This is a genomic window from Micromonospora sp. BS32 (assembly GCF_059089345.1).
In genome coordinates, this window is the sequence record NZ_JBSSHR010000008.1 from 56,071 (window position 1) to 81,431 (window position 25,361).

The following is a 25,361-nucleotide window of genomic DNA, read 5'->3' on the forward strand; positions in this document are numbered from 1 at the left end:
GGTCACCGCGACGACCGGGTCGGTGACCACGGTCACAGGGTCGTCGCGTGGAGGAAACCTACGGCGGGCCGCCAGAGTCGAGCCATGTCGACACCACACACATTCCGGCCGGTCGACGCGTATCCGGCGGACATGGTCGCTCCTTCTGTCCCACCCGGATGAGATCGACGACGTTCACCGACCGGTCTTCCTGACCGCTCCCATGTGTGGGGTCCACCTCCCCGCACCCCGCCGGGCTCAGTGGGCCGGAGCGTACTCCGGCAGGGCCAGCCCGTCGGCCGTGGCGAAGAACGCCTTCGCGGCGAGCCGGCGCAGCGGTCGCGAGGTCATCGCCCGGACCGACCGGTCACGGAGCCAGATGGCGGTGCGGCCGGCCGGCAGGAATCCGGAGATCCCGCCACCGGGCAGCTGCTGGCAGCGTTCCACGTGCTCCCGCAACGCCGCCTCGTAGCGGGCGAACGCCACCGGATGGTCGCCGCCGGCGGCCGCCAGCTCGCCGGCGAGGACGTACGCCCCGACCAGGGAGAGGCTGGTGCCCTGACCGGTCAGCGGGGACGGGCACCACGCCGCGTCGCCGAGCAGCACCACCCGGCCCCGGCTCCACCGGTCCATCCGCACCTGCCCGTAGCCGTCGAAGTAGAAGTCGGGGGCGTCGGGCATGGCGACCAGCAGCTCGCGCGCCCGCCACCCCACGTCGGCGAACCGCTCGGCCAGCACCCGCTGCTGCCCGGCGACGTCGCGGCGGTCGAGGTCCAGCGGCGGCGAGAGGAAGCTGAACAGCGCGGTCCGGTACCCCCACCGGTCCGGCCGGGTGCCGACCAGCCGGCCGCCCGGGGCGTTGTGCAGCTGGAACCAGCCCTCGTCGTCCGGGTGCCGGGTGCTGAAGTACGCGAGGTAGGCGCCCATCGGCCGGACGAAGTCCGACTCTGGGCCGAAGGCCAGCGCCCGGACCCGGGAGTGCGCCCCGTCCGCGCCCACCACCAGGTCGAAGACGCGGGGTGCGGACCGTTCGAAGGTGACCCGCACCCCGTCGCCGGTCTCGACGAGTGCCGCGATCGAGTCGTCGAAGAGGTACTCCGCGTCGGCGCGGGTCTCCTCCATCAGCAGCCGGGCCAGGTCGCCCCGGGCGATCTCGAGGTCGGCCACGGCCCCCTCGCCGTCGAAGACGTGCACCGGCATCCGGGCCTGGTACGTCCCGTCGGCGGAGACGTACGCCAGCCCGCGCGCCGGGACGCACTCGGCGCGGATCCGGGTGGTCAGTCCCATCCGGTCGACCACCCGGCGGGCCGCGCCCCGGACGTCCACCGCCTGCCCGCCCGGGCGCTGGCCGGGCGCGCGCTCGACGACGGTGGGGTGGAAGCCGTACCGGCGCAGCCAGTAGGCCAGGGCCGGGCCGGCGATGCCGGCACCGGAGATGAGTACGTTCCTGTCGTTCATCGCGACGCTCCCCAAGTTTGACGCGTACACCGTCGAGGCCCTCGCCGGGTACGGGCGGAGAGCACGCCTCCGCGCTGGCAAAGATAGGTATCGGTGAGCCCCGCACGCCGGGTTCGTACTAGTACGCTCTCCGCCGGAGGATCCGTCCGGGCCTTCCGTACTAGTACGCTGCCGCCGGAGGCCGCCCGTGCCCCGCACCCCGTCCACTCCCGACCCGCCGTACCGGCGGATCGCCGCCGGCATCCGGCGCCGGATCGACGCCGGGGAGCTGCGTCCCGGCGACCCGGTCCCGTCGGCCCGGCAGCTCACCCGCGAGCACGGCGTCGCCATCGCCACCGCGACGAAGGTGCTCGCGCTGCTGCGCGAGGAGGGGCTGGTGCTGACCCGCCCCGGCGCCGGCACGGTGGTGGCGCCCGGACCGGCCGGCGGCCGCCGGGACCCGGAGCTGGACCGGGACCGGGTGGTCCGCACCGCGATGGCGCTCGCCGACGAACAGGGCCTGGCCGGGATCTCCATGCGTCACATCGCCGCCGAGCTGGGCGTGGCGACCATGTCGCTGTACCGGCACGTGCGCGGCCGGGACGAGTTGATCGGCCTGATGGCCGACACCGCGCTCGCCGAAGCCGTCCCCCCGGGCCGGCCGGCCGGCTGGCGCGCTCAGCTGGACCTGCTCGCCCGGGCGCAGTGGGCGACCTACCGGCGGCACCGGTGGCTGCCGCACGTCATCTCGATGACCCGGCCCCGACCGCTGCCCCGCGGCATCGCCCACACCGAGTGGGCGCTGCGCGCCACCGGTGGGCTCGGGCTCGACCCGCACACCCGCTGGCATCTCGCCGTCACCCTGATCGGGTACGTGCGCGGCATCGCCACCAACCTCGAGATGCAGGCCCAGGCCGAACAGGACACCGGCCTGACCGACGAGCAGTGGGTCGAGTCCCACGAGCCGGCCTTCCACCGAATCCTGCCGGGTCGCTACCCGACGCTGGCCTCCCTCGACGCCGAGGGCGACGTCGAGCTGACGCTGGACGGCATCTTCGAGTTCGGCCTGGGCCGACTGCTGGACGGCTACGCCAGGCTGATCGAGGGCGGCGCGGCGCCGGGCTGACCGGCGGGCCACCCGGTCAGTGGTCGAAGGTGACCACCCAGCGAGCGCCCTCGCCCCGGGCCAGCCGGTCGAGAGCGGCCGGCGCCTCCTCGAGCGGGATCAGCCCGCTGATCAGCGGGCCGAGGTCCAGCGTCCCGTCGATGGCCTCACGGGCCAGCGCGGGGACCTCCCGGTCCGGGTCCGACGAGCCGTACACCGAGGAGCGCAGCGTGCGGGCGGAGTGGAAGATGTCGGCGGCGGCGAGACTGACCAGGTCGTCCTTGGCCCCCATGCCGACCACGGTGACCGCTCCCCCACGCCGGGCCAGCCGCCATGCGGTGCGGATGGTGGCGGCCCGGCCGACGCACTCGAAGGCGTGGTCGACGCCGCGCCCCTCGGTGCGGGCGCGGACCTCCTTCGACAGCCGGTCGTCGGGGAGCAGGAAGTCGGTGGCGCCGGCGGCCAGCGCGAGCTCCCGTTTGGCCTCGGCGACGTCGATCGCCACGATCGGGCCCGCGCCGGCCGCCCGGGCGGCGGTGAGCACGGCGAGTCCGACCCCGCCGAGCCCGATCACCGCGACCGACTCACCGGGCGCGACCCGGGCGGTGTTGCGGACCGCGCCGGCGCCGGTGAGCACCGCGCAGCCGAGCAGGGCGGCTCGTTCCGGGGGCAGGTCGGCGGGGACCGCCACCACGGCCGTCGCCGGTACCACCACCTCCTCGGCGAACGCGCCGAGGCCGAGCGTGACGTGCAGTCCGGTGCCGTCGGCGGTCTCGCCCCGCGGCACGGCGGGCGCGGTGTTGGCGGCGCAGAGCCAGGGTTCGTCGTGCCGGCAGAACCAGCAGGCCCGGCAGGCCGGCGCCCAGTTGAGCACCACCTGGGTGCCGACCGGCACGGTCACCCCGGGCCCCACCTCGGCGACCACGCCGGCCGCCTCGTGGCCGAGCACCAGCGGGTACGCCGGGGCGAGCGTGCCGTTGACCATGGACAGGTCGGAATGGCAGACCCCGGCGGCGCGGATGCGCACCCGCAGTTCGCCGGGCCCGGGCGCGGGCAGGTGGACCTGCTCGATCCGCAGCGGCGCGCCGGGGCCGCGGGCGACCAGCGCCCTCACCGCTGGATCGCCTTGAGCTCGGTGAACTCCTCGATCCCGGACGCGCCGAGTTCCCGGCCGAGGCCGGACTGGCGGTAGCCGCCGAACGGGGCGAGCGGGTTGAAGGCGCCGCCGTTGACGTCCACCTGGCCGGTGCGCAGCCGCCGGGCGACCGCGACGGCGTGGTCGGCGTCGGCGGACCAGACCGCGCCGGCCAGGCCGTAGCGGGAGTTGTTGGCGATGGCGACGGCCTCGTCGGTGTCGGCGAACGGGATGACCGCGAGCACCGGCCCGAAGACCTCCTCCTGGGCCAGTTCGCTGTCCGGGTGCACGTCGGCCAGGACGGTGGGCGCGACGAAGTGGCCGCGCGGCGGCAGCGGGGCGTCCGGGCCACCGGCCACGAGGCGCGCCCCGTCGGCGAGCGCGCGGTCGACGAAGCCGCGGACCCGTTCGGCCTGGGCGGCGGAGACCAGCGGGCCAAGCCGGGTGGCCGGGTCGAACGGGTCCCCCGGCCGGTACCCCGCGACGGCCCGGGCGACCAGGTCGAGCGCCTCGTCGTACCGGTCGCGGTGGACCAGCATCCGGGTCCACGCGGTGCAGGTCTGCCCGGAGTTGAGCATTGCGTTGCCCACCCCCACCTTGACGGCGGTGGGCAGGTCGGCGTCGGCGAGGATCAGGTTGGCCGACTTGCCGCCGAGCTCCAGGGCGACCCGGGCGATCCGGTCGGCGGCGAGGTGGGCGATCCGCCGGCCGGTGGCGGTGGAGCCGGTGAAGGAGACCAGGTCGACGTCCGGGTGGGCGGCGAGGGCCTCGCCGACGACGGGCCCGGTGCCCGGCACCAGGTTGACCACGCCGGCGGGCAGCCCGGCCTCGGTGACCGCGTCGAAGAGCAGGTACGCGGTCAGCGGGGTGAGTTCGCTGGGCTTGAGCACCACGGTGCAGCCGGCGGCCAGGGCGGGGGCGAGCTTGGCGACGACCTGGTGCAACGGGTAGTTCCACGGGGTGATCGCGCCGACCACGCCGACGGGTTCCCGGACGACCAGGGAGTTGCCGACGGTCTGCTCGGCGGGCGGACGGGCGGCCAGGTCGACCATCGAACGCAGCACGCTCAGCGGCAGCCCGGTCTGCACCCGGGCGGCGAGCTTGATCGGGGTGCCGAGTTCCAGGGCGACGGTGGGGGCGATGTCGTCGGCCCGGGCGGTGAGGGCGGCGTGCAGCCGGTCCAGGTGGGCGGCGCGCTCAGCCGGGGCGGTGGCCGCCCAGCTCGGGAAGGCGGCCCGGGCGGCGGCGACGGCCCGGTCCACGTCGGCCGGGGCTCCGGCGGGCACCTGACCGACGATCTCGCCGGTGGCGGGGTTCTCCACGGCGACGGTGTCGCCGTCGGACGGGTCGATCCAGCCGCCGCCGACGTGCAGATGGCGGCGGACCAGGAGCGCGGGGGGCGCGGCAGCGAGATCCATGTCGTCCTTCGGGGGGTGCGGAAACTAGCGCTGGGAGTTTTGACGCTACCCCGAACGGTCGGCCGGCTCCACCGGCGTGACGGTGCGGGCGTGCTCGGCGGCCAGGCCGTGCAGCAGCGCGTCCAGGCCGAGCGCGAAGGCCCCCTCGTCGACGCTGCGCTGGTGTTCGGCCAGCCGGTGCGCCTGGCGCAGGTGCGGGTAGTGGGCGGCGTACAGCTCCGGGTCCTCGACGAAGCCGCGCGCGAACGAGCCGAGCGCCGAGCCGGCGACGAAGTAGCGCAACGCCGCGCCGACGTGGGTGGCCCGGGCCGGCGGCCAGCCGGCCTTGACCAGCGCGCCGTAGACGGCGTCCGCCATCGCCAGCGCCGCCGGCCGCCGCCCGGGCCCCTGGGCCAGGTACGGCACGACGTTCGGGTGCGCGGTGAGCGCCTGCCGGTACGACCAGGCCCACCGACGCAGCGCCTCCAGCCAGTCGTGCCGGGCGAAGAAGCTGGTGTCCACGGTGGCGGTGACGCTGTCGGCGACCGCGTCGAGGATGGCGTCCCGGTTGGCGAAGTGGTGGTACAGCGAGGGTCCCTGCACGCCGAGCGCCGCGGCGAGCCGCCGGGTGGAGAACGCGGCCAGCCCGTCGGCGTCGATCAGCGCCAGGGCGGCGGTGACGATCCGTTCCCGGCTGAGCACGGGTTGCCGGGGTCGGGGCACGTCGGCTCCTCGGGTATGGACGGGGGAAAACTTACAGCGCTAGTTTAAGCGGAGACGGCAGGGCGACGGCGGAAGGGATCGGCATGGACTTCTCACTGACCGACGAGGAGCGGGCGGTCCGCGACACCGTCCGGTCGTTCATCACCCGCGAGGTGATGCCGCTGGAGCAGGAGGTGCTGCGCCGGGAACGGGCCCACCGGCCCGGCCTGGAGCGTGCCGAGCTGCGCGAACTCCAGCAGAAGGCGAAGAAGTTCGGATTCTGGGGGCTGGCCACCCCGGAGGAGTACGGCGGCATGGACCTGCCCGCGGTCATGCAGTCGCTGATCTGGACCGAGCTGGGCCGTACCTTCGTGCCGTTCCGCTTCGGCGGCGAAGCCGACAACATCCTCTTCCACGCCACGCAGGAGCAGCAGCGCGAGTTCCTCATCCCCACCATCGAGGGGGAACGGATCTCCTGCTTCGCGATCACCGAGCCGGGCGCAGGTTCGGACGCGGCGAACATCCGGCTCAGCGCGCGGCGGGACGGCGACGACTGGATCCTCGACGGCGAGAAGACCTTCATCACGAACGGCAACGACGCCGACTTCGCCATCGTCGTCGCCGTCACCGACCGGGAGAAGGGCGCCCGCAACGGCGGCGCGACCGCCTTCCTGGTGGACCGGGCGATGGGCTGGCGCTCCGAGTTCATCCAGACCATGGGCGAGGGCGGCCCGGCGTCGCTGATCTTCGACGGCGTACGGGTGCCGCACCGCAACATCCTCGGCGAGGTCGGGCAGGGCTTCGCGCTGGGCATGCAGTGGATCGGCAAGGGCCGCTACACCATCCCCTCCCACGCGATCGGCATCGCCGAGCGGGTGTTGCAGATGGCGATCGACCAGGCCAACACCCGGGAGACCTTCGGCGCGAAGATCGGCACCAACCAGGCCATCCAGTGGATGATCGCCGACTCGGAGACCGAGCTGGAGGCGGCCCGCTGGCTGGTGCTGCGCTCCGCCTGGACGGTCGATCAGGGCCTGGACCCCCGGCACGCCTCCTCGATGGGCAAGCTCTACGGCGCCGGCATGGTCAACCGGGTGGTGGACCGGGCGCTGCAGATCCACGGCGGGATGGGCTACACCCGGGAGCTGCCGATCGAGCGCTGGTACCGGCAGGTGCGGCTCTACCGGATCTTCGAGGGCACCGACGAGATGCAGCGACTGATCATCTCCCGCGACCTGCTGCGCGGGTACACGAAGATCGGCGGCCACCTGGCCTGAGCCGTGGCGCCGCGCCCCCGGTCGGTCCCGGCCCGGGGGCGCGGCGCCTCACGCCGTCAGGGCGTCCAGGGCCAGGTCGACGTCGTCCACCGTGGAGTAGAGGTGGAAGGAGGCCCGGACCCGGCCCGCCCGGACCGCCGCGCGGACGCCGGCCCGCGCCAGCTTCTCCTGCGCGCCCGGCACCTCGACCGTGACGATGGCGCTCTGACCGGGCGGGCGGCCCAGCCCGGCGAGGAACCGGTTGGCCAGCGCCACGTCGTGGTCGTGGATCGCCGGCAGGCCGATCTCGGCGACCAGTTCCAGGGCGGGCGCCGTACCGACCCAGCTGAACCAGGCCGGGGAGATGTCGAAGCGCCGGGCGTCGTCGGCGAGCCGCAGCGGCGGGCCGTAGTAGGACGAGTGCGGATCCTTGCCCGCGTACCAGCCGGCGGCGTCCGGCCGCAGCCGGTCGCGCAGCGCCGGCGCGAGGTAGGCGAAGGCGGAACCGCGCGGCGCCATCAGCCACTTGTAGGCCCCGACCGCGACCACGTCGGCCAGGCCCGCGTCGAAGGGCAGCCAGCCGCAGGCCTGGGTGGCGTCGACCGCGACCAGGGCGCCGTGCGCGCGGGCGGCGGCCACGATCTCGGCGTACGGGGCGATCGCGCCGTCGGCGGACTGCACCAGGCTGAACGCGACCAGGTCGGTGCCGGAGTCGATCGCGTCGAGCAGCCCGGGGAGCGGCACGGTGCGTACCCGCACGCCCCGCTCCTCCTGCACCAGCCAGGGGAAGAGGTTGGAGGTGAACTCGACCTCGGGCACCACCACGGTCGCCCCGGCGGGCAGCGCCGCCGCGACCGGGGCGAGCAGCTGCGACACGGTGCTGCCGACCGCCACGTCGGCCGCCGCCACCCCGACCAGGCCGGCGAACGCCTCCCGGGACCGTTCGGTCGCCTCGCCCCAGACCTCCCACGAGGTACGCCCCACCCGCCAGTCAGCCAGGGCCTCCTGCACCGCCGTCCAGACCGGGTCGGGCGGCAGCCCGTAACTGGCGGTGTTCAGCCAACCGGGCTGCGGCTGCCACAGCTTCTGCGCCTGCTCGAGCTCCATGCCACGGACGCTAGTGAACCGGGCGGCAGCGGGGCACGGCCAATCGCCGATCGGCGGCCTGGGCGGCGGTGCCGGTCGAGGCGCTCGGGCATCGGTCCGCACGGTGCTGGGGCTCGACACCATTGGCCGACAGGACCTCCCCCGCGCCGGGCGCGGCGGATAACGTCGGCTTCCCATCCACTCCGGAGGCAGTCGATGATTCTCGAGATCCGCACCTACCGCCTCAAGCCGCACACCAGCGACGAGTTCGTCCGGGTGATGCGCGACGAGGCGGCCCCACTGCTCGGTCGCTTCGGCATCCGGGTGGTGGCGGCCGGGGCCTCGCTGGTCCGCGAGGACGGTCACGAGGAGGCGTACCTGATCCGGGCCTTCCCGTCGCTCGCGGTCCGCGACGAGCAGGAAGAGGAGTTCTACGGCAGCGACGCCTGGCGCGACGGCCCGCGCGACGCCATCCTGTCGCGGATCGAGAGCTACCACACCGTGGTGCTGGATACCGCCGAGGCCGCCGGGGACGTGCTCTCCGGGCACCGGCCCTGACCGCCACCACGCGGTCCGGGCCGGCCGAGGTGGCGTACGTGGCCGGTCAGGCGCGGGCGGCCAGGTCGGTGAGGGCCCGCCGCACCTCGACCCGGCCGCGGTCGAGCCCCCAGGAGGCGATCTCCGGCAGCGGGTGCTCCTCCCGCAGCCGCCGCACCACCTCCAGGCCGACCAGGTAGCCACACCGTTTCGGCAGGTCACCGGCGAGCGGCGAGTCCCGCATGAGGAAGTACGGCGCGTAGTGCCCGGGGTCGGTCGCGTCGAGGTCGGCGGCGACCCGGCCCAGGATCTCCGGCCACCGGCGCCAGCACTCGTCGAGCCACGGTCGATAGCCCGCCCGGCCGCACCAGAGGTACGCCTCGTCGGCCAGACCCGGGGCGGTCTCGGCCGAGACCAGGGTGGCCAGCCCCTCGGTGAGCAGCGCGTTCGCCACCCCGTGGTCGGGCCAGTCGCGGATCGCGGCGAGCCGGTCGTGCACCACGTGCGCCGCCTCGTGGCGCACCAGCAACCGGTCGTCGTCGGCCCCGCCGAGCTCTTCGACGGCGAGGAGGAGCGCCAACCGGCCGTCGAGAGGCTCGGCCCAGCCGTTGGCCCGATGCAGCCCGACCAGCACCACGCAGTCCACCGGCTCGGCGTCCCCGGCCCAGTCCAACACCCGGGCCACCGCCGCCACCGCCTCCGGCAGCGAGGCCCGCAGCGCCGCCGACCGCGCCGTGAGGTCGACGCCCTCCCCGGCCAGCCGGTCCAGGGCGGCGACCAGGTCGGGACCGGTGGACCAGTCGCCGTCCCGGTCGAGGGCGGCGAAGATCTCCGGGTGGCGGTCGAGGTAATGCGTCCGCCACCACCCGGGTCGGCGATCCCCGGGGGCGTCGGCCGCCGCCCGGGCATACCCCAGATAGGTCGGGACCAGGTCCCGGACCCGCAGCATCGGTCGGACGGTCTCGCCGGCGGGCGTGGTGGCGGTCATGCCGCCATGCTGCCCGACGGTCCGCTCACTCGCCGTCCCGCGCCGCCGACCGGAGACCCGCTCGGGCGCGCCGGAGGAATGCCGGCGCGCCCGGGCGATACGAGTCGTCTCAGGCCGGCGCGCCCGCCAGCGTCGACGGCCGCGGGCCCGACTCGTCGTCGGCGGGCCGGCCCTCGGCCGGCTCGTCGTCGAGCATGGTCGCCTCGTCGAACGGACGCTCGCCGCTGAGCACCGCCCGGGCCTGGTCGCGGTCGAACTCGCCGGTCCAGGTGCCGACCAGCACGGTGGCGACGGCGTTGCCGGCGAAGTTGGTCAGCGCCCGGGCCTCGGACATGAACCGGTCGATGCCGACGATCAGGCCGACCCCGTCGACCAGGTCCGGCCGGTGCGACTGGAGGCCGCCGGCGAGGGTGGCCATGCCGGCGCCGGTGACACCGGCGGCGCCCTTCGAGGCGATGACCATGAACAGCAGCAGGGAGATCTGCTCGCCGATGGCGAGCGGCTTGCCCAGCGCGTCGGCGATGAAGAGCGACGCCATGGTCAGGTAGATCGCCGTGCCGTCCAGGTTGAACGAGTAGCCGGTCGGCACCGTGATGCCCACGACCGGCTTGCTCACCCCGAAGTGCTCCATCTTGGCGATCAGCCGGGGCAGCGCCGACTCCGAGGAGGAGGTGGAGAAGATGAGCAGGAACTCGCGCCCGAGGTAGCGCAGCAGCTGGAAGATCGAGATGCGCGCGACGAACCAGAGCAGCGCGCCGAGGACCACGAAGACGAAGACCAGGCAGGTGGCGTAGAAGCCGAACATGACCTGGGCCAGGCTCTTCAGCGCGTCCACGCCGGTCGCGCCGACCACGGCGGCGATCGCGCCGAACGCGCCGATCGGGGCGACCCACATGATCATCGCCAGCACCTTGAAGACGAGCCGCTGGAGCACGTCCACCGCCCGCAGCACGGGCTCTCCACGCCGGCCCATGGCCTGCACGGCGAAGCCGACCAGCAGGGCGACCAGCAGCGCCTGGAGCACCTCACCCTCGGTCAGGGCGGAGAACAGGGTGGTCGGGATGATCCCGAGCAGGAAGTCGACGGTCCCGCCACTCTCGTCACCGGCGGCGGCCTTCCCCGCGCCGGCCAGGTCCGGGCCCAGGTTCAGACCGGCGCCGGGATGGATGAGGTTGCCGACCACCAGGCCGATGGCCAGCGCGACGGTGGACATGACCAGGAAGTAGCCGAGTGCCAGGCCGCCGACCTTGCCGACCTTGGCCGCCTGACGGACAGATCCGACACCGAGAACGATCGTGCAGAAGATGACGGGCCCGATCATCATCTTGATCAGGTTGACGAAGCCGGTGCCGAGGGGCTTCAACTCCTTGCCGAACTCGGGGGCGGCGAGGCCGACCACGATGCCGGCTGCGACGGCCAGGATGACCGCGAGATAGAGGTAGCGGGTCCGGTCGCGGCGGGCGGGACGAGCGGCCACGGGGGCGGGTGGGGTGGTGTCCATGACCACAATGTGAGGCGCGTCTCCGCACAAGGCACCCTTACGTTCATTCTGTTCACCCCTGTGACGCGCGGGCGAAACGGGAGCCTGACCGGTGCGCCACACTTGCGGACGACCAGGCGGAAGGAGGGGAACATGGCCCGACGGCAGTGGAGCATCGCGGGGCAGCTGTTCGCCCTCCAGGCCGTGGTGGTGACGCTGCTCGTGCTCGCCGGTGCGGCCGGCGCGGTGTGGCTGGCCCGCAGCGACTCCCGCCAGGCGGCGGAGGAGGAGGTGCTCGCCGTGGCGAAGACCGTGGCCCGCTCCCCCGACGTCCGCGCCGCCCTGGCCTCCGCGGACCCGGCGGCCACCCTGCAGCCGTACGCGGAGTCGATCCGGGTGGCGACGGGAACGGACTTCGTGGTGGTGATGGCCCCGGACCGGACCCGGTACTCACACCCCAACCCGAAACTGATCGGGCGGCCGTTCATCGGGGACATCGGCCCCGCCCTGGCCGGTGAGCCGTTCACCATCACCAACGTCGGCACGCTCGGCGAGTCGGTGCGCGCGGTGGTCCCGGTGCACGGCGACGGCCACCGGATCACCGGGCTGGTCTCCGTCGGCATCACCACCCGGGCGATCAACCGGAAGCTGGTCGCGCAGACACCGGTGCTGCTGGGCGCCGCCGCGCCCGCGCTCGCCCTCGCGGCCACCGGATCCTGGCTGCTGAGCCGCCGGCTCCGGCGGCAGACGCACGGCCTCGGCCCGAGCCAGATGACCCGGATGTACGAGTACTACGACGCGGTCCTGCACTCCGTACGGGAGGGGCTGGTGGTGCTGACCCGGGACCGCCGGGTCGCGCTGGTCAACGACGAGGGGCGCCGGCTGCTCGGGCTGGACGAGGACGCGGCGGTCACCGACCGGCCGATTGCCGGAATCGCCCTGCCGCCCGCGATGGCCGAGCTGCTGGCGTCCGGGCGGGACGCGCACGACGAGCTGGTACTGGCCGGCGACCGGGTGCTGGTGGCCAACCAGCGGACCACCCGGTTCGAGGGGGCCGTGCTCGGCACCGTGCTGACCCTGCGCGACCAGACCGAGCTGCGCAACCTGGCCAGCGAGCTGGACTCGGTGCGCGCGCTGACCGAGGCGTTGCAGGCCCAGACCCACGAGTCGGCCAATCGGTTGCACACCGTGCTGACCCTGGTGGAGCTGGGCCGGACCGACGAGGCCGTCCGGCTCGCCACCCAGGACCTCGCGCTGGCCCAGCAGCTGACCGACCGGGTGGTCGGCGCGGTCACCGAGCCGGCGCTGGCCGCCCTGCTGCTCGGCAAGTCGGCGCAGGCCGGCGAGCGGGGTGTGGACCTGGTGATCGAGCCGGACTGCCGGCTCGACGACAGTCCGCTGCCCACCGCCGACCTGCTCACCGTGGTCGGCAACCTGGTCGACAACGCGCTGGAGGCGGTGGTCGGCACCGAACCGCCGCGTCGGGTAGGGGTCTTCGTCGGCGCGGGCGACGACGAGATCGTCGTGCGGGTCGTCGACAACGGACCGGGGCTGGACCCCGACCGGGTCGCGGACGCATTCCGGCGCGGCTGGTCGACCAAGAGCGCCGGTCGCGGCCTCGGCCTGGCGCTGGTCGGGCAGGTGGTCCGCCGGCACGGTGGCCGGTCCGACGTGGCCGCCGCCAACGGCGGTGGGACGGTCTTCACCGTGCGGTTGCCGATCCGGAAGGGCTGGCCGTGACCGACATCCGGGTGCTGGTGGTGGAGGACGAGCCGCTGCTGGCGGAGGCGCACCGGGCGTACACCGAGCGGGTGCCCGGCTTCGTGGTGGTCGGGGTGGCGCACACCGCCCGGGAGGCGATGGCGGCGCTGCGGCACCGGGCGGGCGCGGACGTCGATCTGGTGCTGCTCGACTTCCGGCTGCCCGACCTGCACGGCCTGGACGTCTGCCGGGCCCTGCGGGCGGCGGGCAGCAGCGTGGACGTGCTCGCGGTGACCTCGGCCCGGGACCTGGCGGTGGTCCGCACCGCGGTCTCCCTCGGGGTGACCCACTACCTGCTCAAGCCGTTCACCTTCGCCGCCTTCCGCGACAAGTTGGAGCGGTACGCCGACTATCGCCGGCAGGCGCTCGCCGAGGGCGAGGTCGCCGCCCAGCACGAGGTGGACCGGATGTTCGCCACCCTGCGCGGCGCGGCGCAGCACACTCTGCCCAAGGGGCTGGACGCGCAGACCTTGAACACGGTGCTGGCCGCCCTGCCGGCCGGGGCGGGGCTGTCCGCGACCGAGGTCAGCCAGCGGACCGGGATCTCCCGGGTGACCGCCCGCCGCTACCTGGAGTATCTGGTGACCGCCGATCGGGCGGTACGCGCGCCGCGCTACGGCACACCGGGCCGCCCGGAGGTCGAGTACCGGCCGGTGTGACGACGCCGGTCAGGCGGAAGAACTCCGGATGAGTCAGCTGACGTTGGCCGGGCCGAGGACGCTCTTCAGGTCGCCCATCAGCGCGGTCGTCGCCGCCACCCGGAACGGCCCGAGCCGCAGCGTGGTGGTCTTCCCCCCGTTGAGCAGCTTGACGTGCACCTCGGTGTCGCCCGGGTGCAGCACCAGGGTCTCCTTGAGCCGCTCCACCAGTGGCGGCGTGCACCGGTGCACCGGGATGGTCAGGGTGACCGGCTTGGTCGCCGGGTTGGTGCTGACGTCGGGCATGGACATGTCCATCGCCATGATCCGCGGCGTGTCGTCGCGGCGGTCCACCCGTCCCTTGACCACCACGATCGCGTCCTCGGCGATGTACTGCCCGATCACCTCGTAGGTGTTGGGGAAGAAGAGCGTCTCCACCCCGCCGGCGAGGTCCTCCAGGGTGGCCGAGGCCCAGGCCCGGCCCTGCTTGGTGACCCGGCGCTGCACGCCGGAGAGGATGCCGGCCAGGGTGACCACGGCGCCGTCTCCGACGGTGCCCTCCTCGGACAGGGCGGCGATGGTGCAGTCCGCCGCGGCGCCGAGGACGTGTTCCAGGCCGAAGAGCGGGTGGTCGGAGACGTAGAGGCCGAGCATCTCCCGCTCGAAGGCGAGCTTGTCCCGCTTGTCCCACTCGCTGTCGCCGATGACCGGCATGACGGTGGTGCTGCCGCCGGTGTCGGCGTCGCCGAAGCCCGCGCCGAACAGGTCGTACTGGCCGACCGCCTCCTTGCGCTTCACGTCGGCGTACGCGTCGATGGCGTCGGCGTGCACGGCGAGCAGCCCCTTGCGGGTGTGCCCGAGCGAGTCGAAGGCACCCGCCTTGATCAGCGATTCGATGGTCTTCTTGTTGCAGACCACCGCGTCCACCTTGGACAGGAAGTCGTAGAAGTCGGTGTAGTCGCCCTTCTCCTGCCGGCAGCGCATGATCGCGGCGACCACGTTCGCGCCGACGTTGCGCACCGCCGCCAGGCCGAACCGGATGTCCGTGCCGACCGGGGTGAACGGCCCGGCCGAGGTGTTCACGTCCGGCGGCAGGACCTGGATCCGCATCCGACGACACTCGGACAGATAGAGCGCCATCTTGTCCTTGTCGTCGCCCACGGAGGTGAGCAGCCCGGCCATGTACTCGGCCGGGTAGTGCGCCTTGAGGTACGCCGTCCAGTACGACACCAGCCCGTACGCCGCGGAGTGGGCCTTGTTGAAGGCGTAGCCGGCGAACGGGACCAGTACGTCCCACACCGCCTGGATCGCCGCGTCGGAGTAGCCGTTCTTCCGACAGCCGTCCCGGAAGGGGATGAACTCCTTGTCGAGGATCTCCTTCTTCTTCTTGCCCATCGCCCGGCGCAGCAGGTCCGCCTGGCCGAGCGTGTAGCCGGCGAGGATCTGCGCGGCCCGCTGCACCTGCTCCTGGTAGACGATCAGGCCGTGGGTGGGGGCCAGGATCTCCCGCAGTGGCTCCTCCAGCTCCGGGTGGATCGGCGTGATCTCCTGGAGGCCGTTCTTGCGCAGCGCGTAGTTGGTGTGCGAGTCGACGCCCATCGGGCCGGGCCGGTAGAGCGCCAGGACGGCGGAGATGTCCTCGAAGTTGTCCGGCTTCATCAGCCGCAGCAGCGAGCGCATCGGCCCGCCGTCGAGCTGGAACACGCCGAGGGTGTCGCCCCGGGCGAGCAGCTCGTAGGCCGCCGGGTCATCCAGCGGCAACGCCAGCAGGTCGAGCTGTCTGCCGTGGTTGAGCTCGATGTTCTTGACCGCGTCGTCGATGATCGTCAGGTTGCGCAGGCCGAGGAAGTCCATCTTCAACAGCCCGAGCGACTCGCACGTCGGGTAGTCGAACTGGGTGATGATCGCCCCGTCGGCGTCCCGGCGCATCAGCGGGATGTGGTCGATGATCGGCTCGGCGGACATGATGACGCCGGCGGCGTGCACGCCGGTCTGCCGGATCAGCCCCTCGATGCCCTTGGCGGTGTCGATCACCTTGCGCACGTCCGGGTCGGACTCGTAGAGGCCACGGATCTCGCCGGCCTCGGCGTAGCGTGGGTGCTGCGGGTCGAAGATGCCGGTGAGCGGGATGTCCTTGCCCATCACCGCCGGCGGCATCGCCTTGGTGATCCGGTCCCCCACCGCGTACGGGAAGCCGAGCACCCGGGCCGAGTCCTTGATCGCGGCCTTCGCCTTGATCGTGCCGAAGGTCGCGATCTGGGCGACCTTGTCCTCACCCCACTTGTCGGTGACGTACTTGATCACCTCACCGCGCCGGCGCTCGTCGAAGTCGATGTCGACATCCGGCATCGAGACCCGCTCGGGGTTGAGGAACCGCTCGAAGATCAGGCCGTGCGGGATCGGGTCCAGGTCGGTGATGCCCAGGGCGTACGCGACGAGCGAGCCGGCGGCCGACCCACGGCCCGGGCCCACCGCGATGCCCTGGCTCTTGGCCCACTGGATGAAGTCGGCGACCACGAGGAAGTACGACGGGAAGCCCATCTGGTTGATGACGCCCAGCTCGTACTCCGCCTGCACGACGTGCCCCTCCGGGATGCCCCCGGGGTAGCGGCGGGCCAGGCCGGCGAAGGTCTCCTTGCGGAACCAGGACTCCTCGGTCTCCCCCTCGGGCACCGGGAAACGCGGCATCAGGTTGTGGAACTCGAACATCCCGGTCGGGTCGACCTTCTCGGCGACCAGCAGGGTGTTGCGGCAACCCTGCTGCCACAGCTCCGACGAGTCGACCGCGCGCATCTGGTCGGCGGACTTGATGAAGTAGCCGCCGCCCTCGAAGCGGAACCGGTTCGGGTCGTCGATGTTGCTGCCGGTCTGCACGCAGAGCAGCACGTCGTGCGCGGTGGCCTGCGCCTCGTGGGTGTAGTGCGAGTCGTTGGTGACCACCGGCGGGATGTCCAGCTTGCGGGCGATCTCGGTGAGCCCGTCGCGGACCCGGCGCTCGATGGACAGGCCGTGGTCCATAATCTCCAGGAAGTAGTTCTCCTTGCCGAAGATGTCCTGGTAGCTGGCGGCGACTTTGAGCGCCTCGTCGAACTGGCCCAGGCGTAGCCGGGTCTGCACCGCGCCGGAGGGGCAGCCGGTCGTGGCCATGATGCCCTCGGCGTGCTCGGCGATCAGCTCCATGTCCATCCGGGGCCACTTGACGTAGTGGCCCTCCATGGAGGCGCGCGAGTTGAGGGTGAAGAGGTTCTTCAGGCCGGTGGCGTTGCGGGCCCACATGGTCTTGTGGGTGATCGCGCCGTTACCGGAGACGTCGTCGCTCTTCTGCTCCGGCCGGCCCCACTTGACCCGCGCCTTGTGGTAGCGGGACTCCGGCGCCACGTACGCCTCGACCCCGAGGATCGGGGTGATGCCGGCGGCCATCGCAGACTTGTAGAAGTCGTTCGCGCCGTGCATGTTGCCGTGGTCGGTGATCGCCACCGCCGGCATGCCGAGCCGGTTGGCCTCGGCGAACAGGTCCTTGAGCCGGGCCGCCCCGTCGAGCATCGAGTACTCGGTGTGTACGTGCAGATGCGCGAACGAATCGCCCATGCGTGGCGCCCCCCCCGGGTCGGTTCATGGGTGGTGAGAAGTCGGTCGGCCCACCCTATCCCCGGCCCCGCGGGCGTCTCCAGCAGCCGCGCGGACAGACCGCCGCCGGGTGGTGTGGATCTCCCATGGGGCGCGCCCGGGGTGACCGTGGCCGGGTCGGCTGCCTGACTCGGGCAACCCGGGAAGGCCCGTGCGGCCGTAGCGTGGACGGCACGGAACACCGGCTGACAGGGAGCGCCGTGATGCTCCTCGCTGACGACATCGACGACCTGGCCAGGGCGGCCGCGCGCGGTGACCCGGGCGCGGTCGACGCGCTGCTGGCGGCGGTACGCCCCGAGGTGCTGCGGCTCTGCGCCCGCCTGCTGCCGCACCGGGAGGACGCCGAGGAGGCGTGCCAGGACGCGCTGCTGGCGCTCGCCCGGGGGATCACCCGGTTCGAGGGCCGATCCTCGTTCCACACCTGGCTGTACCGGCTCACCGCCAACCGGGCCCGCTCGACGTACCGGGCGCTGCGCCGGCGCTGGCTGATCGAGGCCGACGGCGTGCCGCTGCCCGATCGGCCCGACCCCCGGCGCACCAGCGTGGTCGCCGGCACCCGGCTCGACCTGCTCGACGCGCTGGACGCGGTGCGCCCCGAACTCGCCGAGGCGCTGACTCTGCGCGACGTGCTCGGGCTGAACTACCGCGAGATCGCGGCCCTGCTCGACGTGCCGGAGGGGACCGTGAAGTCCCGCGTCCACCTGGCCCGCCGACAGGTCCGGCAGCGGCTGTCCGGTGGGTGAGCCCGGGCGCCGGCGGCGGGGCCTGCTGGTCCTCCTGGCCGGGCTTGCGCCGGTGGCGGCCTGCGGCCAGGCCCCGGTCGCCCCGCTGCCGGTGCAACCCGGCACCGCCGCGGCCACCGGGTCGACCACCGCCGTGCCGGTCACGTCCATTGGACCCGGCCCGACCACCACGACCACCGCCGCCGCGCCGACCACGGCTGCAGCGGCACCCCGACCGGCCGCGCCGGCCCCGCCCGCACCGAGCAGGAGCCGGGGTACGCCCACACCCTCGCCCAGCCCGCGACCGAGCGCCTGCCTCGGCCCGGTCCGCTACGACCTGGTCCTCGCCGAGACCGAACTGGCGCTGTTCACGTCCCTCTGCCTGTCCGCCGGCGGGGTGCTGCGCATCCAGGGCATCGGCCCGGGCGAGGTCACCGTGGACCGGGAGGACCTGGTCTCGCGCAGCTACGAGGCCGGCGTGGTGGACATCCGCTTCGTCCGCGCCGGCACGGTCCGGGTGACCATCCCGCAGGACGGTACGGCGCACACGGTCACGGTGGTGGTGGTCTAGCCCGGGCGCACCCGCACCCCGGCCAGCAGCGCGTCGACGAAATCCGTCCCGCTGCCCGCCGGCGGGGCGAGCTGCACGTACAGCAGGCCGGCCCGGCCGGCGGCGAGGCCGGCGGCCTCGACCAGCACCGGCCGCCCCGCCGGGCAGGCGTACCGGGCCACCACCCAGTCGATCCCCGCCTGCCGGGTCCGCCGCAGCGGCGCGGCCGCGCAACCCGCGTGCGGGCGCTCGGCGACGAAGCCCTCCGGGGTGGTCCGCCGGGCGATGCTGGCGGAGAGGCCGACGAAGGCACCCGGCACGTCCGGGTCGGCCGCCCACCGGTCGGGGTCGACCGAGAGGACGAGCGCGGGTTCCAGTTGCCCGTCGTCGCCGTACTGCCCGGCCCAGCCGGCGCCGGCGGCCCGCCAGCCCGCCGGGAGGGCGACGCTGACCGGCCCGCTCGTCGCGCGGGTGGCGTCGGGGCGGGGCGGGCCCGCGTCTCCGGCCGCCATGCCCAGGATGGCCAGCGCGAGGGCGCCCGCCCCGGCGAGGCCGAGCCGGTGGACCGGCCCCCGCGCGATGCGGGGCGGCGGGGCCGCTTGTCGCCGGCCCCAGGGCTGCCGACGCGCACCCGGACGGCCGACGACACCCCGGGAGCCGGTCGGTGCGGTGGCGTGGCGCAGCGCCGCCCGGAAGGCGCCGGCGTCCGGGTAGCGGTCGGCCGGGCGGTGCGCGGTGGCCCGGCGCAGCACCGCCGTCACCGCCGCCGGTACGCCGTCCTCCCACCGCCGCGCCGGGCCGGGCCCGCCGTCCGGTTCGCCGAGCAGCCGGAGCCCGAGCCGCCCCAGCCCGAACACGTCGCTGCGGGTGTCCACCACGGCCAGCGGATCGTCCTGCTCGGGAGCCATGTATCCGGGCGTGCCGGCGCGGGCGGTCAACCCGGACGCGGCGGCGAGGGCCTTGGCCAGGCCGAGGTCGGCGATGAGCACCCGCTCGCCGCCCGGGTCGGCGGCGAAGAGGACGTTGCCGGGGGTGAGGTCGCGGTGCACCACCCGGTGCCGGTGCAGGACCGCGACCCCGGCGGCGATCTGGTCGAGCAGGTCCAGGGCGTCCGCCACCGGCAGGGGGCCGGCGGCCAACCGGTCCCGCAGGCTGCCGCCCTCGGCCCAGGCCAGCACCGCGTACGGGCGGCCGTCGGGCAGTTCGCCGACGGCGTGCACCCGGGTCAGCCGGGGATGGTCGAGCCGCCGCAGCAGCCGCGCCTCGTCCAGGAACCGCTCCCGGACCCGCAGGTCGTGGCTCCAGTTGTCGGCCAGCACCTTGATCGCCACCCGCGAGTCGAGGACGGGGTCGTGGCCGAGCCAGACGGTCGCGAAGGATCCCGCCCCGAGCAGCCGCTCGATCCGGTAGGACCCGATCCACGCCGGTGTGCTCATCGCCCCACCCCCGTCGGCAGTCCCCTTGCGACGGTATCCGGCGGGGCGGGCCGGCGGGGACCGCCGCGACCGGCGTCCGCCGGCGGCGGGCGCGCGGGTCGGAAACCCGACGAACCGATGCCGCCGTCGCGGAGACCAACAGGACGTCAGACCCACACCGAAGGAGTTCAGTCATGAACCGTCTCCCGTCCACCGTCCTCACCGGGGCGCTGGCCCTGGCCGCCGTCCTGCTGCCGGCCGTCACGTCCGGCCCGGCCGCGGCCGGCACCCGGGCTTCCACCGGCGTCGGCGTAGCCGCCGAGGGGCCGGCCGGCATCGCCGCCGCGCCGCTGCCCCGGACCGATCTCCGCCGTTTCGCCGGGGCGGGCGACCGCGCCGGCCGGCTCGACCTGCTCAGCGTCCGGGGCGCCGGGCCGTTCCGGATCGGCGCGAGCCTGGCCCGACTCTCGGCGGCGGGCCTGATCGACTGGGCGGTAACCGGCTGCGACGGCGTGGTCAGCGCCGGGGTCACCGGCGACTGGGCGGGCGTGGTCCTGCTCGCCTTCCGCGACGGGCGGCTGGTCGAGGTCGGTACCGCCACCGCTCCGCCCCGCTCGCCGGCCGGGGCGAGCGTCGGCATGTCCTTCGCCGAACTGGAGGAGATCTACGGACCGCGCGGCGCCATGATCAGCAACGACGCCGGTGACGCCTCGGCGTACCTGGTGCGGATCGGCGGGCGGGTCGAGCTGTACACCGGGCACCCGATCCGCCCCGGTGTCGGCTACTTCCAGGTCGGACGGGCGGACTTCGTCGAGCGCGCCTTCCGGCAGGGCCGGTCCTGCTGACGGGCCTCGACGATGCGTCGGCGGACAAGCCGTCGGGCCGGGCACACCGGTGGTCTCGACCACCGGTGTGTCCGGCCGGTCGGCCGTGCTGGCACAGCGCACCACAATGGTGTGTGCCACACACTATTGTGTAAGGCATGGCTAGCGAGGAGATCCTGCGGACCCATCTCCAGGAGTTGCGGCGCGGCACCGTCGTGGTCGCCAGCCTGGTCGCGCTGCGCCGTCCCGATTACGGCTACGCGCTGCTGCAACGGCTCGCCGGGCACGGCTTCGGCGTGGACGCCAACACCCTCTATCCGCTGCTCCGGCGGCTGGAGGAGCAGGGGCTGCTGACCAGCGAGTGGAACACCGAGGAGAGCCGGCCGCGCAAGTTCTACCGGACCAGCGCCGACGGCGAGACGGTGCTGGGGCGGCTCCTCGCCGAACTCGCCGCCGTGCAGGTCTCCGTCACCGGGCTGATCGAAGGAGTGGACCGATGAACAGCATGACCGACCGCTACCTCGCCGCCACCCTGCGGGCGGTGCCGGCGCCCCGCCGCGCCGAGATCGCCACCGAACTGCGCGCCGCCATCGAGGACATGATCGAGGACCGGACCGGCGGCGGGCAGGACCCGGCCACCGCCGAGCGGGCCGTCCTCACCGAGCTGGGCCACCCGGAGCGGCTCGCCGCCCGGTACGCCGACCGCCGACTCCAGCTGATCGGCCCGGCGTACTACCTGGTCTGGCAGCGGGTGCTGCGCGGGCTGCTCACCGTCGTACCCGCGTTGGTCGGCGTCGTGGTCGGGGTGCTGAAGGCGACGGTCGGCGACCAGCCGGGGGCGGCGATCGGCGCGGGGATCGCGGCCGCCTTCCAGACCGGCGTGCAGATCGCCTTCTGGGTGACGGTGAGCTTCGCCGTGCTGGAACGGACCAACGCCGCGCCGGACCTGCCCGAGTGGACCGTCGACCAGCTGCCGGAGGGGCCCGCCGAGCGGGACGTCACGTTGACCGACACCTGCGCGTCGATCGCCATGGTGCTGCTGCTGCTCGCCTTCCTGCCCTGGCAGCACTTCCAGTCCTGGGTCGCCGACACCGACGGCCACCGGGTCCCGATCCTCGACCCAGCGCTCTGGCGGTCGTCGCTGCCGGTCCTCGTCGTGGTGCTCCTGGCCACCCTGGCGCTGGAGGCCATGAAGTACCGCACCGGGCGGTGGACCTGGCGGCTGGTGGCGGTCAACGCCGCGCTGGACCTGGCCTTCGCCGCCCCGGTGAGCTGGCTGCTGCTCACCGACCGGCTGCTCAACCCCGACCTGGTCGCGCGCGTCGACTGGCTGCGCGAGGGCGGGCTCGACACCGTCGCCCGGACGGCGGTGGTGGTGGTCGCCGCCATCACCGCCTGGGACCTGGTGGAGAGCGTCGTCAAGGCCCGCCAGCACCGCCCCTGACGCGGGGTCCCGGCCCGGCGCACCCGGGGGCGCCGGGCCGGCGGCGGGTTCAGCCCTCGGCCCGCCACTCCCGCGCCAGCAGCCCGTAGACCAGCTCGTCGGTCCACTCCCCCTTGACGAACTCGTTCTCCCGCAGGTGCGCCTCGCGCCGCATACCGAGCCGCTCCAGCACCCGCGCAGAGGCGGTGTTGCGGGCGTCCAGCCGGCCGACGATCCGGTGCAGGCCGAGTGAGTCGAAGCCGAGGCGCAGCATCGCCCGCGCCGCTTCGGTGGCGTACCCGTGGCCGGCGTGGTCGGGGTGCAGCACGTACCCGATCTCGCCCTGCCGGTGCGCCGCGCTCGTCCAGATCAGCAGCACGTCGCCGATCACCGCGCCGGTCTCCCGGAGCACCATGGCCAGGTTCAACACGTCACCTTCGGCGCGCAGCGCCACCCGGGCGCGCTTGCGGGCCAGCGCCCGCCGGCTCTCGGCCTCGTCGTTCGGTGCGAAGTAGAGGTAGCGGGTGACATCCGGGCGGGACTGGTAGCCGTGCAGGGCGTCGAGGTCGTCGGCGGTGAAGAGCCGCAGGTCGAGGCGGTCGGTCCGCACCGGCAGGTCGGGGACGAGCATCCCGGCAGGGTACGGGGAACGAGTTGGCCGGTCAGCCCAGTTTCGCCGCGATGCCGTCGAGGACGATCTCCAGCCCCGCGTCGAACGCCTCGGCCGCGTCGAGTTGCCGGCCCTCGAAGAAGAGCCGGGCCAACGTCGGGTGCCGGCCGTCGCCGACCGCCCGGGCGAGGTAGGCCAGCTGCGCGGGCGTCGGCACGTGCGCGTCCTCCCCGGGCGGCACCCGCAGCAGCTCCAGGTGGAGTTGGCCGACGACGTAGCCGAGGAAGGCGTGCGCGGCGTGCATCAGGGTCTCCAGGGGCAGGTCCGGCCGGTCCAGGGCGGCGTACAACCCTTCCGAGTACGCCAGGCCGTGCGGCCCGTACGGCTGGCGGCTGCCGAGCAGCGGGACGAACCAGGGGTGGCGACGGGCGACGGCGACCGTGGCGGCGGCAAAGGCGCGCAGCCGGGCCCGCCAGTCGCCGACGTCCGGCCCGGGCAGGGCGATCTCGCCGCAGATCGCGTCGGCGACCAGGTCGAGCAGGTCGTCGTGGGAGCCCAGGTGCCGGTAGAGCCGCATCGGCGGTACCCCGAGCCGGGCCGCGACCCCGCGCAGGGTCAGCGCGCCGAGGCCGCCCGCGTCGGCCACCTCACAGGCGGCGGCGACGATCGCCGGGCGGTCCAGTGGGGGCCGGTGTCGACGGGCCGGCTCCGGGCGTTCCCAGACGACGCTCATGGCGCTAGAGTCTATCCGCAGCGATACGGTGTATCGATAAGGAGGGGCCATGCGGGTCCGCGGCGTCGTCTACGACACCGGAGTCGAGCTGCTGCCGGGCCGGCACTCCCGCCCCGGATTCGACCCGGACCAGGTCACCCGGGACCTGCGGGTGATCGCGACCGAGCTGGGCGCCACCGCCGTACGCCTGATCGGCCAGGACCCCGACCGGCTCCGGCCGGCGGCGCGGGCCGCCGCGGAGGCGGGCCTGGCGGTCTGGCTCTCCCCCGGCCTGCCGGACGCCGCGCCGGACGCCGCCCTGGCCCACCTGGCCCGGTGCGCGGACGACGCCGAACGGCTGCGGGTCGACGGCGCCGAGGTGGTGCTGGTCGCCGGCTGGGAGGCCACCCTGTTCCTGCGCGGCGTCGTGGCCGGGGCGAGCGCCGCCGACCGGACGGCCACCCTGTCCAGTCCCCGCCGGCTGCTCTGGAGCACCCTGCGCCACGGCCCCTTCCCGCGCGCGCTCAACCGGTACCTGCGCCGCGCCGCGGCCACCGCCCGCGACCACTTCGCCGGTCCGGTGACGTACGCGGCGCTCGGCTTCGAGAGCGTCGACTGGAGCCCGTTCGACTACGTGGGCGTGGACCACTACCGCGGCGGCGAGGACCACGACGCCTGGGCGGCGTCGATCGGCCGGTGGCGGCGCGAGGGCCGGCCGGTGGTGCTGACCGAACTGGGCTGCGCCACCTTCGCGGGGGCCGCCGAGCGCGGCGCGACCGCCTGGACCGTCGTCGACCGCGACACCGACCCGCCCCGGCTGCGCGAGCCGGTGGTCCGGGACGAGCGGGCCCAGGCCGACGAGGTGGGTGCACTGCTCGACCGGGCCGATCGGGCCGGCGTCGACGGCGCCTTCGTCTTCACGTACGCGGCGTTCAGTTACCCCCACCGGCCCGACGATCCGGAGCACGACCTGGACACCGCCGGCTACGGCCTGGTGGCGGTGCTGCCGGACGGCACGCTGCGGCGCAAGGCGGCCTTCGACGCGGTCGCCCGCCGCTTCGCCGCCGGCTGACCGGACCCGTCCAGGCCCACCCCGGCACGGGGCGGGGCGGGCCTGGACGCCCATCGTGACCGGCGGGCGGGATCGGCCGATATCAGGCGTCGACGGCGGCCATCACGTCGTCGGAGACGTCGAAGTTCGCGTAGACGTTCTGCACGTCGTCGCAGTCCTCCAGGACGTCGATCAGCTTGAAGATCTTGCGAGCGCCCTCCTCGTCCAGCGGCACGTTCACGCTGGGGATGAGGGAGGACTCGGCCGACTCGTACTCGATGCCGGCGTCCTGCAGGGCGGTGCGGACCGGGATCAGGTCGGTCGGCTCGGAGACCACCTCGTACGCCTCACCGAGGTCGTTGACCTCCTCGGCGCCCGCGTCGAGGACCGCCATCATCACGTCGTCCTCGGTCGTGCCGCCCTTGGGGACGATCACCACGCCCTTGCGGGAGAACATGTACGACACCGAGCCGGCGTCGGCGAGTGAGCCGCCGTTGCGGGTCAGCGCGGTACGCACCTCGGTGGCGGCGCGGTTGCGGTTGTCGGTGAGGCACTCGATGAGCATCGCCACGCCGTTCGGGCCGTAGCCCTCGTACATGATGGTCTGCCAGTCGGCGCCGCCGGCCTCCAGGCCGGAACCACGCTTGACCGCGCGGTCGATGTTGTCGTTCGGCACCGAGTTCTTCTTGGCCTTCTGGATGGCGTCGAAGAGGGTCGGGTTGCCGGCCGGGTCTCCGCCGCCGGTGCGGGCCGCGACCTCGACGTTCTTGATCAGCTTGGCGAACATCTTGCCGCGCTTGGCGTCGATGACGGCCTTCTTGTGCTTGGTGGTCGCCCACTTTGAGTGGCCGGACATCTCATACCTCCGTCTGTTGACCCACGCCTGCGTCGACTGTCCGCGCCAGCTCCACCGCCGGGACCGGCGG

Annotated in this window: 23 protein-coding genes; 11 read left to right on the forward strand and 12 right to left on the reverse strand. The window is 73.8% G+C overall.

Going from position 1 to position 25,361, the window contains the following annotated elements:
• Positions 1–237: 237 nt before the first annotated feature.
• Complete coding sequence (locus tag AC5RWQ_RS14525) at positions 238–1,437, reverse strand: FAD-dependent monooxygenase (protein WP_494283248.1); 1,200 nt, start codon at positions 1,435–1,437, stop codon at positions 238–240.
• 187 nt (positions 1,438–1,624) lie between these two features.
• Between AC5RWQ_RS14525 and AC5RWQ_RS14530 the strand changes: the two genes are divergently transcribed.
• Positions 1,625–2,542 (forward strand): TetR/AcrR family transcriptional regulator C-terminal domain-containing protein, encoded by a 918-nt coding sequence (locus tag AC5RWQ_RS14530; protein ID WP_494283249.1) that lies wholly within the window; start codon positions 1,625–1,627, stop codon positions 2,540–2,542.
• A 16-nt stretch (positions 2,543–2,558) separates the two neighbouring features.
• On the opposite strand, the gene AC5RWQ_RS14535 is transcribed toward AC5RWQ_RS14530, so the two are convergent.
• Genes AC5RWQ_RS14535 through AC5RWQ_RS14545 form a run of 3 tightly spaced genes read right to left on the reverse strand, consistent with a single transcriptional unit; the run spans position 2,559 to position 5,776 of the window.
• Positions 2,559–3,635 carry an alcohol dehydrogenase catalytic domain-containing protein gene (locus AC5RWQ_RS14535; RefSeq protein WP_494283250.1) on the reverse strand — a complete coding sequence of 359 codons (1,077 nt, stop codon included), beginning with the start codon at positions 3,633–3,635 and terminating at the stop codon, positions 2,559–2,561.
• Positions 3,632–5,074: an aldehyde dehydrogenase family protein gene (locus AC5RWQ_RS14540; RefSeq protein ID WP_494283251.1), complete on the reverse strand. Its 1,443-nt coding sequence runs from the start codon at positions 5,072–5,074 to the stop codon at positions 3,632–3,634. The genes AC5RWQ_RS14535 and AC5RWQ_RS14540 overlap by 4 nt, the downstream gene beginning before the upstream one ends.
• Positions 5,075–5,119: 45 nt before the next feature.
• Positions 5,120–5,776: a TetR/AcrR family transcriptional regulator C-terminal domain-containing protein gene (locus AC5RWQ_RS14545; RefSeq protein ID WP_494283252.1), complete on the reverse strand. Its 657-nt coding sequence runs from the start codon at positions 5,774–5,776 to the stop codon at positions 5,120–5,122.
• Positions 5,777–5,859: 83 nt separating this feature from the next.
• Between AC5RWQ_RS14545 and AC5RWQ_RS14550 the strand changes: the two genes are divergently transcribed.
• Positions 5,860–7,032, forward strand: a complete 1,173-nt coding sequence (locus AC5RWQ_RS14550; RefSeq protein WP_494283253.1) for an acyl-CoA dehydrogenase family protein — start codon at positions 5,860–5,862, stop codon at positions 7,030–7,032.
• Positions 7,033–7,080: 48 nt separating this feature from the next.
• On the opposite strand, the gene AC5RWQ_RS14555 is transcribed toward AC5RWQ_RS14550, so the two are convergent.
• Entirely contained in the window at positions 7,081–8,118 is a 1,038-nt protein-coding gene (locus AC5RWQ_RS14555) for an aminotransferase class V-fold PLP-dependent enzyme (protein ID WP_494283254.1), read from the reverse strand.
• A 195-nt stretch (positions 8,119–8,313) separates the two neighbouring features.
• On the opposite strand from AC5RWQ_RS14555, the gene AC5RWQ_RS14560 reads away from it, so the two are divergent.
• Entirely contained in the window at positions 8,314–8,655 is a 342-nt protein-coding gene (locus tag AC5RWQ_RS14560) for an NIPSNAP family protein (protein ID WP_494283255.1), read from the forward strand.
• 46 nt (positions 8,656–8,701) lie between these two features.
• Here AC5RWQ_RS14560 and AC5RWQ_RS14565 read toward each other — a convergent pair whose 3' ends face one another.
• Together AC5RWQ_RS14565 and AC5RWQ_RS14570 are read right to left on the reverse strand one after the other, a co-directional pair.
• Positions 8,702–9,622, reverse strand: a complete 921-nt coding sequence (locus AC5RWQ_RS14565) for a DUF2268 domain-containing putative Zn-dependent protease (RefSeq protein ID WP_494283256.1) — start codon at positions 9,620–9,622, stop codon at positions 8,702–8,704.
• A 109-nt stretch (positions 9,623–9,731) separates the two neighbouring features.
• Positions 9,732–11,123: a cation:dicarboxylate symporter family transporter gene (locus AC5RWQ_RS14570; RefSeq protein WP_494283257.1), complete on the reverse strand. Its 1,392-nt coding sequence runs from the start codon at positions 11,121–11,123 to the stop codon at positions 9,732–9,734.
• 132 nt (positions 11,124–11,255) lie between these two features.
• On the opposite strand from AC5RWQ_RS14570, the gene AC5RWQ_RS14575 reads away from it, so the two are divergent.
• Together AC5RWQ_RS14575 and AC5RWQ_RS14580 are read left to right on the forward strand one after the other, a co-directional pair.
• Complete coding sequence (locus AC5RWQ_RS14575; RefSeq protein WP_494283258.1) at positions 11,256–12,842, forward strand: sensor histidine kinase; 1,587 nt, start codon at positions 11,256–11,258, stop codon at positions 12,840–12,842.
• On the forward strand, positions 12,839–13,522 hold the full coding sequence (locus AC5RWQ_RS14580; RefSeq protein WP_494283259.1) for a response regulator: 684 nt from the start codon (positions 12,839–12,841) through the stop codon (positions 13,520–13,522). Before AC5RWQ_RS14575 ends, AC5RWQ_RS14580 begins: the two co-directional genes overlap by 4 nt.
• A gap of 33 nt (positions 13,523–13,555) precedes the next feature.
• Here the strand turns inward: AC5RWQ_RS14580 and dnaE are convergent, their stop codons facing one another.
• On the reverse strand, positions 13,556–17,089 hold the full coding sequence (dnaE, locus tag AC5RWQ_RS14585; RefSeq protein ID WP_494283260.1) for a DNA polymerase III subunit alpha: 3,534 nt from the start codon (positions 17,087–17,089) through the stop codon (positions 13,556–13,558).
• Between the two features lie 242 nt (positions 17,090–17,331).
• Between dnaE and AC5RWQ_RS14590 the strand changes: the two genes are divergently transcribed.
• Positions 17,332–17,871: an RNA polymerase sigma factor gene (locus tag AC5RWQ_RS14590; RefSeq protein WP_494283261.1), complete on the forward strand. Its 540-nt coding sequence runs from the start codon at positions 17,332–17,334 to the stop codon at positions 17,869–17,871.
• Positions 17,864–18,421, forward strand: coding sequence for a hypothetical protein (locus AC5RWQ_RS14595; RefSeq protein WP_494283262.1), 558 nt, complete (start codon positions 17,864–17,866; stop codon positions 18,419–18,421). The genes AC5RWQ_RS14590 and AC5RWQ_RS14595 overlap by 8 nt, the downstream gene beginning before the upstream one ends.
• Here the strand turns inward: AC5RWQ_RS14595 and AC5RWQ_RS14600 are convergent.
• Positions 18,418–19,836: a serine/threonine-protein kinase gene (locus AC5RWQ_RS14600; RefSeq protein WP_494283263.1), complete on the reverse strand. Its 1,419-nt coding sequence runs from the start codon at positions 19,834–19,836 to the stop codon at positions 18,418–18,420. The two genes, AC5RWQ_RS14595 and AC5RWQ_RS14600, sit on opposite strands and share 4 nt — an antisense overlap.
• Positions 19,837–20,009: 173 nt before the next feature.
• Here AC5RWQ_RS14600 and AC5RWQ_RS14605 point away from each other — a divergent pair, with 173 nt between their 5' ends.
• The 3 genes from AC5RWQ_RS14605 to AC5RWQ_RS14615 all read left to right on the forward strand — a co-directional run bounded on the left by AC5RWQ_RS14605 (position 20,010) and on the right by AC5RWQ_RS14615 (position 22,083).
• The gene (locus tag AC5RWQ_RS14605; protein WP_494283264.1) at positions 20,010–20,660 is read left to right on the forward strand and encodes a hypothetical protein; all 651 of its coding nucleotides are present in this window, start codon (positions 20,010–20,012) and stop codon (positions 20,658–20,660) included.
• 137 nt (positions 20,661–20,797) lie between these two features.
• Positions 20,798–21,139: a PadR family transcriptional regulator gene (locus tag AC5RWQ_RS14610; protein WP_494283265.1), complete on the forward strand. Its 342-nt coding sequence runs from the start codon at positions 20,798–20,800 to the stop codon at positions 21,137–21,139.
• Positions 21,136–22,083, forward strand: coding sequence for a permease prefix domain 1-containing protein (locus tag AC5RWQ_RS14615; protein ID WP_494283266.1), 948 nt, complete (start codon positions 21,136–21,138; stop codon positions 22,081–22,083). The genes AC5RWQ_RS14610 and AC5RWQ_RS14615 overlap by 4 nt, the downstream gene beginning before the upstream one ends.
• Positions 22,084–22,132: 49 nt before the next feature.
• Here AC5RWQ_RS14615 and AC5RWQ_RS14620 read toward each other — a convergent pair whose 3' ends face one another.
• The gene (locus AC5RWQ_RS14620; RefSeq protein ID WP_494283267.1) at positions 22,133–22,693 is read right to left on the reverse strand and encodes a GNAT family N-acetyltransferase; all 561 of its coding nucleotides are present in this window, start codon (positions 22,691–22,693) and stop codon (positions 22,133–22,135) included.
• Between the two features lie 31 nt (positions 22,694–22,724).
• The gene (locus AC5RWQ_RS14625) at positions 22,725–23,405 is read right to left on the reverse strand and encodes a TetR/AcrR family transcriptional regulator (protein ID WP_494283268.1); all 681 of its coding nucleotides are present in this window, start codon (positions 23,403–23,405) and stop codon (positions 22,725–22,727) included.
• 49 nt (positions 23,406–23,454) lie between these two features.
• Between AC5RWQ_RS14625 and AC5RWQ_RS14630 the strand changes: the two genes are divergently transcribed.
• Positions 23,455–24,456, forward strand: a complete 1,002-nt coding sequence (locus AC5RWQ_RS14630; RefSeq protein ID WP_494283269.1) for a glycoside hydrolase family 113 protein — start codon at positions 23,455–23,457, stop codon at positions 24,454–24,456.
• Positions 24,457–24,538: 82 nt separating this feature from the next.
• On the opposite strand, the gene AC5RWQ_RS14635 is transcribed toward AC5RWQ_RS14630, so the two are convergent.
• Positions 24,539–25,291 carry a YebC/PmpR family DNA-binding transcriptional regulator gene (locus AC5RWQ_RS14635; RefSeq protein ID WP_494283270.1) on the reverse strand — a complete coding sequence of 251 codons (753 nt, stop codon included), beginning with the start codon at positions 25,289–25,291 and terminating at the stop codon, positions 24,539–24,541.
• Between the last annotated feature and the right edge of the window lie 70 nt (positions 25,292–25,361).